Genomic DNA, 9,297 nt, shown 5'->3' with positions numbered 1-9,297 from the left:
GTATCAGTTACTCATACCTGGGAACAAACTAAAGAAAATAATAAATACTTATAAATATTAACTGGTTAATTATATTTGTATGATTTTTAAAATCTATGCACAACTATTTCCATGTACAACTTTCATATCAAATAACAACATTAAAAATCTGCAATTTTCACAAATTAATATTGATTTTTACATCTTGTTACATGATTAACACTTGCTTTAAAATTCGTAAAAGCTAGATTGAAATTAGATGTACGAAATTGGTTTTATATTTACCTCCCTGTGGAGGTTATGTTCTGATTCTACACACAGCAGTGCAACATCTGTCAGTACTTCTGGTGCCCTCTTCTTTACAGAGAGGGCGGCTGTCAGGTGCCAAAAATAAGTGGGGTTTCATCATGTATAATGAAGTCCATAGTTTACATGGTCATACATTACTGTTGATCACAAAACCTTCTCTGCAAGCGACAGCTTTATTACAACATTTAAAGCAATCTCTATCACTGAACGGGAAATTGCATAATATTCAACGTTCTTTTGATGATATTGCGCCTGGCAGCATCATTCTGTTTGATATGATGGAAGCCGATAAAAAGCTTATCCATTACTGGCAAGATAACTTAAGCAGGAAAAACAATAATATCCGCGTGTTATTATTGAATACGCCTGATGAATATCCTTTCAGAGATATTGAAAGCTGGCCGCATATCAATGGCGTGTTCTACGTCACTGAAGAAGAGGTTCGGGTTGTAGATGGTCTGCAAGGCATATTGCGCGGCGAATGCTATTTCTCGCAAAAGCTGGCCAGCTACCTCATCACGCACTCCGGAAATTACCGCTATAACAGTTCGGAATCAGCGCTGCTCACCCACCGTGAGAAAGAGATCCTGAACAAATTACGCATTGGTGCTTCAAATATTGAAATCGCCCGTTCGTTATTTATCAGCGAAAATACGGTAAAGACGCACCTTTATAATCTTTTCAAGAAGATAGCTGTTAAAAACCGAACTCAGGCGGTTTCATGGGCAAACGATAACCTCAGGCGTTAATCACATGAAGCGCACGTTGAGTTGGATCGCCGCAGCGAGTCTCCTGCTCGCTGCAGGGAACCTGCAGGCCGTTGAGGTCGAAGTTCCCGGATTGTTAACTGACCACACTGTCTCATCGATTGGGCACAGTTTTTACCGGGCCTTCAGCGATAAATGGGACAGTCCCTACACGGGTAATTTAACAATCAACGAGCGGCCCAGTGCACGTTGGGGAAGCTGGATAACCATAACGGCCAATCAGGACGTTATTTATCAAACGTTTTTATTCCCCTCGAAAACAGACTTCGAAAAAAACGTAGCCTTAGCACTGGCTCAAACTGAAGACGCTATTAATCGCCTGCAAATAGATAAAGCCCTATTAAGCACCAGCGATTTAGCAAAAGATGAGTTCTAGCGAACCGATATGCGGAGGCTGTCATGCGTATTGCATATGCAGTTGTTTCGATCATGCTTATTGCTCCCCTGAGCTGGGCCGGAAATATGACCTTCCAGTTCCGTAACCCTAACTTTGGCGGTAACCCCAACAACGGTGCCTTTCTGCTGAATCAAGCTCAGGCACAAAACTCCTATAAAGATCCGAGCTTTCAGGATTTTACCGTTGATACCCCTTCCGCACTGGATAACTTCACCCAGGCTATCCAGTCGCAGATTTTAGGGGGATTGCTGACCAACATTAATACCGGCAAACCCGGCCGAATGATGACCAACGACTTTATCGTCGACATCGCCAACAGGGATGGACAGCTCCAGTTGAATGTGACCGATCGTAAAACCGGAAAAACTTCCACCATAGAGGTTTCCGGCCTGCAAAATAATTCAACTGACTTTTAAACAATAGCTAAATAAGGACAACGATCATGCAGCGCTTCCTGATATTTGTTGCAGTGTGCTTATTGAGCGGTTGTTTAACTGCTCCGCCTAAAGAAGCTGCAAAACCCACATTAATGCCGCGGGCCCAGAGTTACCGTGATTTGACCCATTTGCCTTCACCTACGGGCAAGATATTTGTCTCGGTATACAACATTCAGGATGAAACCGGACAATTTAAGCCTTATCCGGCAAGTAACTTCTCCACCGCGGTGCCGCAAAGCGCCACCGCCATGCTGGTGACTGCACTTAAAGATTCGCACTGGTTTATTCCGCTGGAACGCCAGGGGCTTCAGAACCTGTTAAATGAACGAAAAATCATTCGTGCCGCGCAGGAGAATGGCACCGTTGCGGACAATAACCGGATGCCTCTGCAGTCTCTGGCCGCCGCAAACGTGATGATTGAAGGGTCGATTATCGGTTACGAGAGCAACGTGAAATCGGGTGGCGTGGGCGCGCGCTACTTCGGTATCGGCGCAGATACCCAGTACCAGCTCGACCAAATTGCGGTTAACCTGCGCGTCGTGAACGTCAGTACCGGTGAAGTGCTCTCTTCGGTCAACACCAGCAAAACGATATTGTCTTATGAAGTTCAGGCTGGGGTATTCCGCTTTATTGATTACCAGCGCCTGCTGGAGGGAGAAATTGGCTACACCTCTAACGAACCGGTCATGATGTGTCTGATGTCAGCCATTGAAACCGGTGTGATCTTCTTAATCAACGATGGTATCGATCGCGGGCTGTGGGATCTGCAAAACAAAGCGGAGGTGCAGAACCCGATCCTGGTGAAATACCGTGATATGTCGGTGCCTCCGGAATCCTGACGGGCAGCGCATAAAAAAAGGCGAGATGATTATCTCGCCTTTTTTTTATTCACTCACCGCGGTGATGTTTTGCGTTTTTTCCCGTCGCGCCGCCAGCCAAAGACCGCTGTTCTTCATGGCGTAGCCAAACAGCAGCCCCAGCGCCAGGGAAGGAACCACCAGCTTCCAGTCCCCCTGCCCGGCAAAGGTTGCGCAGGCCCCCATAAAGGTTCCCGGCACAAACGACAGCAGCAGATGCTTCGCCTGGATGCACATCAGGAAGGCGACGACACCCGTCATGACGTACCCCAGCATATCCAGATGCGGCGCCAGCGCGCTGCCTTTCATGATGACCAGCGCCCAGATAACGCCGCTCATCAGCGTGCAGCCTGAGATAAAGAGCCCTTTCAGCCCGCCCTGAGGACAGGCGAAATAGGCCGTGCAGCCCAGGAAGCCAGCCCAGCTTAACAGACCGAGAGACACCGCTACCCATCCCCAAATACCGGAGAGGATGCCCGTCGTGATTGCAATACAAAGTAATATGTTCATGGCGCGCATCTTAGCAGAAGCGCGCCATAGAAATGAGATCAGAAGCACATTACGTGCAAGTTGAAATGTATCGTTGCAGGATTTTTGTGATTTACATCACTCTTCGCTCTCTTCTTCCAGCTCGTCCCACATTGCTGCAATGGCGTCACGCGTCAGCGGGGCCAGCGTTCGCCAGAACGGAGAGGTGGCATGAGCTTCCACTTTACCCAGGAAGGTCCCCACCCACGGCAGCAGATACGTTTCGAAGAGGATCCCGATGGCTTCATTTTCATCGTCGCCAGCGTTGTCTTCGATCCAGGACGCGGCCAGCAGCAGCGTACCGATATGATCGGCTGGGGTATCGCTCAGCGGCATCCCGCGTTCTGAAAGGAATGCCCGCACTTCCGCTTCGGTCGCTCCTTCCTGCCAGGCGGAACGATACGGCGACACGCGGCACTCTTCGCCCACGAACAGAGCATTGTAGTCCGTTGAGATCTGCTGCATATCGCAGTTTTTCTGCAGGCGCTCCAGTAACTCATCCTGTTCCAGCGGCCAGTTCTGCGCCAGTTTACCTTCGCGAATCAGCGTAAACAGCGGCACCAGCAGCGGGTCCTGCGGCTGGCGGTAATACAGGGAGCCCAGCACGCGGCAAAGGATGGAAAATTCATTCATTGTTTTATTCCGTTATTCAATTAAAGATCGGCAAATTCATCAATCGGCGCCATGCCGCGCGACTCGAGGAAATCAAGCATACGACGCGGCGTGACGTTCAGGATGCGCTCTTCCGGGAAATCCACATCCTGCAATATTTTCAGGCACTCGCTAAAATCCCCCAGCGTGAAGGCCGTGTGCGAATCAGAGCCCAGCGCCACCATGCCACCCGCATCACGCACGGCGGCAGCCACTTCGCGACAGTTGGCTTCACTGCCTTTACGCGAGTGCACGAACGAGGAGTTATTAATCTCCAGCGCCACGCGGTGTTTCGCCGCGGCCTGCGCCACGGCCTGAATATCAATCGGGTATTTCGGATTGCCTGGATGGCTGATGATGTGCACATTGCCGCTGGCAATAGTGGCAATCATCGCCGCGGTATTGGTCTCTTTATCCTGCGGCGGGAAAACCGGCTCATGGAAGCCGGCAAGGATCAGATCTAAGGAGGTCAGCATCGGGCCGGTACAGTCAATTTCACCGTCGGTGTTTTTGATGTTCGCCTCAATGCCGCGCAGTATCCCAATGCCGTCCACCAGACGTGGCCAGATACGCATATTCACAAAATGCCAGTAGTGCGGCGCATCCGCCATATCCGGGCCGTGATCGGTTATCGCGAACAGCTTGATGCCCTTAAGCTTCGCCTGGGCAATATAATCATGGAGGTTGCTATACGCGTGGGTGCTGGCGACGGTGTGCATATGCAGGTCAACGGGATACATCTTTCTCTCCTCTGCGTTTTTTCCAAAGGATAGCAGTTATCAGCGGCGAATATTAGCAAAAACCCGGCGAACGCCGGGTTTCTCTCAGTAGCCGCGCTGTCGGTCGACCTGTCCGGTGACCGGGTTACCCTTCTCTATTTCACCGATCGTGTGCGAGATATAGGCCACCGCCTCGGCAGGTCGCGTCACGGCGGCAACGTGCGGAGTCATTGCCACGCGCGGGTGTCGCCACAGCGGGCTTTCCTCCGGCAGCGGCTCACGGCTGTAGACATCCAGCATGGCGCCTTTAAGCTTCCCGCTATCCAGCGCCTTCAGCAGATCCGGCTCGACCAGATGCACGCCGCGCGCCAGGTTCATCAGATAGCTCTGGTCGTCCAGCTGGTTGAGCAGGCCTTCATTGATAATCCCCACCGTTTCCGCCGTATTGGGCAGCAGGTTAATTAGCACACGCGTGCCGTTCAGGAAGGCCGGAAGCTCATCCGTTCCGGCAAAGCTCTCAACGCCCGGATAGTCTTTACGGCTGCGGCTCCAGCAGCGCAGCGGGAAGCCCCACGGCGCGAGCGCTTCAGCCACTTTCGAACCCAGCACGCCCGCGCCGAGGATACCAACGGTAAACGCTTCGCGCGGATATTCAGGCAGCGGCTCCCAGCGGGATTGCTGCTTAAGCGCCTGATAGTCATCAAAGCGGCGGAACCAGTGCAGCACCTGGCTGACGGCATACTCCTGCATTTGCTGGCCCATACCGGTATCTTCCAGGCGGAACAGAGGAATATCTTCCGGCAGCATTTCAGGGTGTGCTTTCAGCTTGCTCAGAATGGAATCCACGCCGGCCCCGAGCGCGAACACGGCCTTTAGCTTACGGCCCTGGAGCATTTCTACCGGCGGATGCCAGACCAGCGCGTAGTCAGCATGTTCGTTATCGCCCCGCTTCCACTCACGAACGCGAGCGCCCGGCAGTGCCGCAGAAAGTGCCTTAATCCAGTAAGCCGTATCAAAAGTGGGGTGATAGAAGAGTATATCCATAGTCAATCCTGCCTTTTATTGCGCTGATTTATTTTGCTTTTTAACTGGATGGTCAGCATAGCAAATTTCTTGCGCGACCGTGTTGTTGATAAAAAAGACGCTTTCAGCACATTTAAGAATCATGTTGCCTGAAGTTTGTCTAAACGCGCTAAATTACTGAAAAAGTGGGTTGACGGCAGTTCGGCTTTTCCTTACATTAGCGCCCGTCCCAGCAACAACGGGATGACAATATGGTGAGGTGTCCGAGTGGCTGAAGGAGCACGCCTGGAAAGTGTGTATACGGCAACGTATCGGGGGTTCGAATCCCCCCCTCACCGCCATATTTTAAGAAGAGCTCGCATGAAAATGCGGGCTTTTTTTTCGCATGTTGCACGCCTGCGGGGGGATGAGAATCCCCGACCGGGGTTCGACAACTGGCGCAGCCAGTTGGACAGACTGTGAGCAAAGCGAACAGGCTGCCCGCAGGGCGAGCGAAGCGAGTCAATCCCCCCCGGTGCTATATTCAGCTCGGTGCAGCCTGAGCGCCTCACCCTAACCCTCTCCCCAAAAGGGCGAGGGGATCGTTACTCCTCCACCATCCGCGCATACTCTTCAGTAAGAAAATCCACCAGCGTTCTGACGGACGGCAGCAAACCTCGCCTGGAAGGATAAACAGCGTGAATCACTTCCCGTCGGGGTTCCCATGCGTCCAGCACCCTTACCAGTTCCCCGGATGCCAGCTGATCCTTGACCATCAAAATCGGCAGCTGCACCACGCCCACCCCCGCCATCGCCGCTTCACGCAGCGCCAGCATGTCGGTGGTAATAAAGCGCGGCGTGTAATGAATCGCGGCTTTCGCTCCCTCCGGCCCGCTCAGCTCCCATCTGTGCAGCTGCTTTCCCACCCCCATGCTCAAACCCGGCCACTCGCTCAGCTCAGAGGGCACGGCAGGGTGACCCATCCGCTCAATCAGCGCAGGGCTCGCCACCAGGCAGTGTCCCCTGTCTGCCAGCACTCTTAACACCAGGTCGCTGTCATCAAACGGACGTGGACGAACGCGGATCGCCACGTCAATGCCCTCGCCCACCAGATCGACCCGTCGGTTGGTGGCCTCAAGCTGAAGATTGATCCCCGGATAGCGCGCCATAAACCGCGCCAGCATGGGCCCCACGTGCACGTGCAGCAAGGTGACCGGACAGGTGATCCTGACCACGCCGCGTGGCTCGGCCTGCAACGCCGCCACCGCCTCTTCCGCAGCTTCGGCCTCTACCAGCATGGCTTTACAGTGCTGATAGAACGTCTGCCCCACTTCCGTCACCGTAAACTGCCGGGTGGTGCGCTGGATCAACCGCACGCCAAGGCGCTCTTCCAGCTGGGCAATCCGGCGGCTCAGTTTTGACTTGGGCTGATCGAGCGCCCGACCCGCCGCCGCAAATCCACCATGGTCCACCACCTTCACAAACCACGCGAAATCATTGAGATCCTGCATACGCCCTCATCGTTCCATATTCAGAACAGTGAATGTCATTTTCACTATCTACCGGGATATTAACCCTGAATATAAGCTAATTACATCAACAGAACATCAGGAGTACATCATGAAAAACGTAACAGGCGTTTATACCGCACCTCGTCCGCACTGGGTCGGTGACGGTTTCCCGGTTCGTTCAATGTTTTCTTACCAGACGCACGGCGAGCCGCTGAGCCCGTTTCTGCTGCTGGACTATGCCGGACCGTACACCTTCCCGGCGGACGGCGCGAAACGCGGCGTGGGCGAGCATCCTCATCGCGGCTTTGAAACGGTGACCATCGTTTACGCCGGCGAAGTGGAGCATCGCGACTCCACCGGCAGAGGCGGCATTATTGGCCCCGGCGACGTGCAGTGGATGACGGCGGGCGCAGGCATCCTGCACGAGGAGTTCCACTCCAGCGCCTTCGCGCAGAAAGGCGGTGAACTAAAAATGATGCAGCTGTGGGTCAACCTGCCCGCCAAAGACAAAATGGCGACGCCCGGCTACCAGAGCATCACCAAAGCGGATATCCCGGTGGTCACGCTGCCGGATAACAGCGGCACGCTGCGGGTCATCGCCGGTCGCCTTGAGGACGTGACGGGCCCGGCCCATACCTTCTCACCGCTGAACGTCTGGGACATCGCGCTTAACCAGGGCAGCCATCTGACGCTCAACCAGCCCGAAGGCTGGAGCACGGCGCTGGTGGTACTTGAGGGCAGCGTAACGGTGAACGGCACCACGCCAGCGGGTGAAGCGCAGCTGGTTGTGCTAAGTCAGAGCGGTGAAAAGCTGCATCTGGAAGCGAACAGCGACGCGAAATTGCTGCTGATGGCCGGTGAGCCGCTGAATGAACCGATTGTGGGCTACGGCCCGTTTGTGATGAACAGTAAAACCGAGATCGCGGAAGCCATTCGTGATTTCAACTCCGGCCGCTTTGGCCAGATCTGAACGTAATTAAGGAGCGCGATATGTCTACCCCTGCAAACTTCAACGGTGCACGTCCCGTCATTGACGTAAATGATGCCGTCATGCTGCTTATCGACCACCAGAGCGGGCTGTTCCAGACCGTCGGCGACATGCCCATGCCGGAGCTGCGCGCCCGTGCGGCGGCGCTGGCAAAGATCGCCACGCTGGCGAAGATCCCGGTGATCACCACCGCCTCCGTTCCACAGGGACCGAACGGCCCGCTTATCCCGGAGATCCACGCCAACGCGCCGCATGCGCAGTATGTGGCCCGCAAAGGTGAGATCAACGCCTGGGATAACCCGGAATTCGTGGCGGCGGTAAAAGCTACCGGTCGCAAGACGTTAATTATTGCAGGCACGATCACCAGCGTCTGCATGGCCTTCCCGTCCATCAGCGCGGTGGCGGACGGATATAAAGTGTTTGCGGTGATTGATGCCTCCGGCACCTACAGCAAAATGGCGCAGGAGATCACCCTGGCCCGCGTGGTCCAGGCAGGCGTGGTGCCGATGGATACCGCCGCTGTGGCCTCTGAGATCCAGCGAACCTGGAACCGTGAAGATGCGGCTGAATGGGCTGAGGTATACACCCACATCTTCCCGGCCTACCAGCTGCTGATCGAAAGCTACGGCAAAGCGCAGGAGGTGGTGAAAAACAGCGAAGTGCTCGATTCACAGCGTTAATCCTGCGCTGTGCGTCATAAGCTGATTAAGGCTTAACCGAACAAGCACGAATGCAGAAAATCTGCTTGACCGCTTTCGCGCAACTCCCTATAGTAGCGCCCCGTTGCCCCCCAAGCGGTCAGGCAGCAAAACAATATGGTGAGGTGTCCGAGTGGCTGAAGGAGCACGCCTGGAAAGTGTGTATACGGCAACGTATCGGGGGTTCGAATCCCCCCCTCACCGCCATATTTGAAGAAGAGCTCGCATGAAAATGCGGGCTTTTTTTTCGCATATTGCACGCCTGTGGGGGGATGAGAACCCCCGACCGGGGTTCGACAACTGGCGTAGCCAGTTGGACAGACTGTGAGCAAAGCGAACAGGCTGCCCGCAGGGCGAGCGAAGCGAGTCAATCCCCCCCCGGTGCTATATTCAGCTCGGTGCGGCCTGAGACCCTCACCCTAACCCTCTCCCCAGGGGCTGAGGGTTCCCCAGA

At 54.3% G+C, this 9,297-nt stretch carries 11 protein-coding genes and 2 tRNA genes; 8 read left to right on the top strand and 5 right to left on the bottom strand.

What is annotated here, in order from left to right; genetic code table 11:
• Positions 1-386 precede the first annotated feature (386 nt).
• The 4 genes from csgD to csgG are packed head-to-tail and all read left to right on the top strand — an operon-like array spanning position 387 to position 2,728.
• Entirely contained in the window at positions 387-1,037 is a 651-nt protein-coding gene (gene csgD, locus IM273_RS21625; RefSeq protein ID WP_028012677.1) for a biofilm master transcriptional regulator CsgD, read from the top strand.
• 4 nt (positions 1,038-1,041) lie between these two features.
• Positions 1,042-1,431 carry a curli production assembly/transport protein CsgE gene (gene csgE, locus IM273_RS21620; protein ID WP_028012676.1) on the top strand — a complete coding sequence of 130 codons (390 nt, stop codon included), beginning with the start codon at positions 1,042-1,044 and terminating at the stop codon, positions 1,429-1,431.
• Positions 1,432-1,454: 23 nt separating this feature from the next.
• Positions 1,455-1,868, top strand: coding sequence for a curli production assembly/transport protein CsgF (gene csgF / locus IM273_RS21615; RefSeq protein ID WP_028012675.1), 414 nt, complete (start codon positions 1,455-1,457; stop codon positions 1,866-1,868).
• 26 nt (positions 1,869-1,894) lie between these two features.
• Positions 1,895-2,728, top strand: coding sequence for a curli production assembly/transport protein CsgG (gene csgG, locus IM273_RS21610; RefSeq protein ID WP_047368272.1), 834 nt, complete (start codon positions 1,895-1,897; stop codon positions 2,726-2,728).
• 45 nt (positions 2,729-2,773) lie between these two features.
• Here the strand turns inward: csgG and IM273_RS21605 are convergent, their stop codons facing one another.
• From IM273_RS21605 to ghrA, 4 genes are all read right to left on the bottom strand, one after another.
• Positions 2,774-3,256 carry a DUF1097 domain-containing protein gene (locus tag IM273_RS21605; protein WP_075206640.1) on the bottom strand — a complete coding sequence of 161 codons (483 nt, stop codon included), beginning with the start codon at positions 3,254-3,256 and terminating at the stop codon, positions 2,774-2,776.
• Positions 3,257-3,352: 96 nt separating this feature from the next.
• A complete protein-coding gene (locus IM273_RS21600; RefSeq protein WP_048998814.1) occupies positions 3,353-3,907 on the bottom strand; it encodes a molecular chaperone in 555 nt (184 codons plus the stop codon).
• A 20-nt stretch (positions 3,908-3,927) separates the two neighbouring features.
• Positions 3,928-4,665, bottom strand: a complete 738-nt coding sequence (locus tag IM273_RS21595) for a phosphatase (protein WP_028012671.1) — start codon at positions 4,663-4,665, stop codon at positions 3,928-3,930.
• An 84-nt stretch (positions 4,666-4,749) separates the two neighbouring features.
• Positions 4,750-5,688 carry a glyoxylate/hydroxypyruvate reductase GhrA gene (ghrA, locus tag IM273_RS21590; protein ID WP_028012670.1) on the bottom strand — a complete coding sequence of 313 codons (939 nt, stop codon included), beginning with the start codon at positions 5,686-5,688 and terminating at the stop codon, positions 4,750-4,752.
• 232 nt (positions 5,689-5,920) lie between these two features.
• On the opposite strand from ghrA, the gene IM273_RS21585 reads away from it, so the two are divergent.
• Positions 5,921-6,008 (top strand) — tRNA-Ser (locus IM273_RS21585).
• A 243-nt stretch (positions 6,009-6,251) separates the two neighbouring features.
• On the opposite strand, the gene IM273_RS21580 is transcribed toward IM273_RS21585, so the two are convergent.
• Positions 6,252-7,157: a LysR family transcriptional regulator gene (locus IM273_RS21580; protein WP_028012669.1), complete on the bottom strand. Its 906-nt coding sequence runs from the start codon at positions 7,155-7,157 to the stop codon at positions 6,252-6,254.
• A gap of 109 nt (positions 7,158-7,266) precedes the next feature.
• Between IM273_RS21580 and IM273_RS21575 the strand changes: the two genes are divergently transcribed.
• From IM273_RS21575 to IM273_RS21565, 3 genes are all read left to right on the top strand, one after another.
• Positions 7,267-8,127, top strand: a complete 861-nt coding sequence (locus tag IM273_RS21575) for a pirin family protein (RefSeq protein WP_048999532.1) — start codon at positions 7,267-7,269, stop codon at positions 8,125-8,127.
• 20 nt (positions 8,128-8,147) lie between these two features.
• Positions 8,148-8,825 (top strand): isochorismatase family protein, encoded by a 678-nt coding sequence (locus IM273_RS21570; protein ID WP_025755865.1) that lies wholly within the window; start codon positions 8,148-8,150, stop codon positions 8,823-8,825.
• A gap of 137 nt (positions 8,826-8,962) precedes the next feature.
• Positions 8,963-9,050, top strand: a tRNA-Ser gene (locus tag IM273_RS21565).
• Positions 9,051-9,297: the final 247 nt, after the last annotated feature.

The sequence above is a fragment of the Enterobacter cloacae complex sp. P13B genome (assembly GCF_014895915.1).
Lineage (GTDB): Bacteria > Pseudomonadota > Gammaproteobacteria > Enterobacterales > Enterobacteriaceae > Enterobacter > Enterobacter bugandensis.
The sequence above is the reverse complement of the archived record's forward strand: the minus strand, read 5'-3'. Positions and strand labels throughout refer to the sequence as shown.

Bases quoted from the DNA above. Each gene is read 5' to 3' on its own strand.
- csgD (WP_028012677.1), top strand. From the start codon at position 387: ATGTATAATGAAGTCCATAGTTTACATGGTCATACATTACTGTTGATC.
- csgE (WP_028012676.1), top strand. From the start codon at position 1,042: ATGAAGCGCACGTTGAGTTGGATCGCCGCAGCGAGTCTCCTGCTCGCT.
- csgF (WP_028012675.1), top strand. From the start codon at position 1,455: ATGCGTATTGCATATGCAGTTGTTTCGATCATGCTTATTGCTCCCCTG.
- csgG (WP_047368272.1), top strand. From the start codon at position 1,895: ATGCAGCGCTTCCTGATATTTGTTGCAGTGTGCTTATTGAGCGGTTGT.
- IM273_RS21605 (WP_075206640.1), bottom strand. From the start codon at position 3,256: ATGAACATATTACTTTGTATTGCAATCACGACGGGCATCCTCTCCGGT.
- IM273_RS21600 (WP_048998814.1), bottom strand. From the start codon at position 3,907: ATGAATGAATTTTCCATCCTTTGCCGCGTGCTGGGCTCCCTGTATTAC.
- IM273_RS21595 (WP_028012671.1), bottom strand. From the start codon at position 4,665: ATGTATCCCGTTGACCTGCATATGCACACCGTCGCCAGCACCCACGCG.
- ghrA (WP_028012670.1), bottom strand. From the start codon at position 5,688: ATGGATATACTCTTCTATCACCCCACTTTTGATACGGCTTACTGGATT.
- IM273_RS21580 (WP_028012669.1), bottom strand. From the start codon at position 7,157: ATGCAGGATCTCAATGATTTCGCGTGGTTTGTGAAGGTGGTGGACCAT.
- IM273_RS21575 (WP_048999532.1), top strand. From the start codon at position 7,267: ATGAAAAACGTAACAGGCGTTTATACCGCACCTCGTCCGCACTGGGTC.
- IM273_RS21570 (WP_025755865.1), top strand. From the start codon at position 8,148: ATGTCTACCCCTGCAAACTTCAACGGTGCACGTCCCGTCATTGACGTA.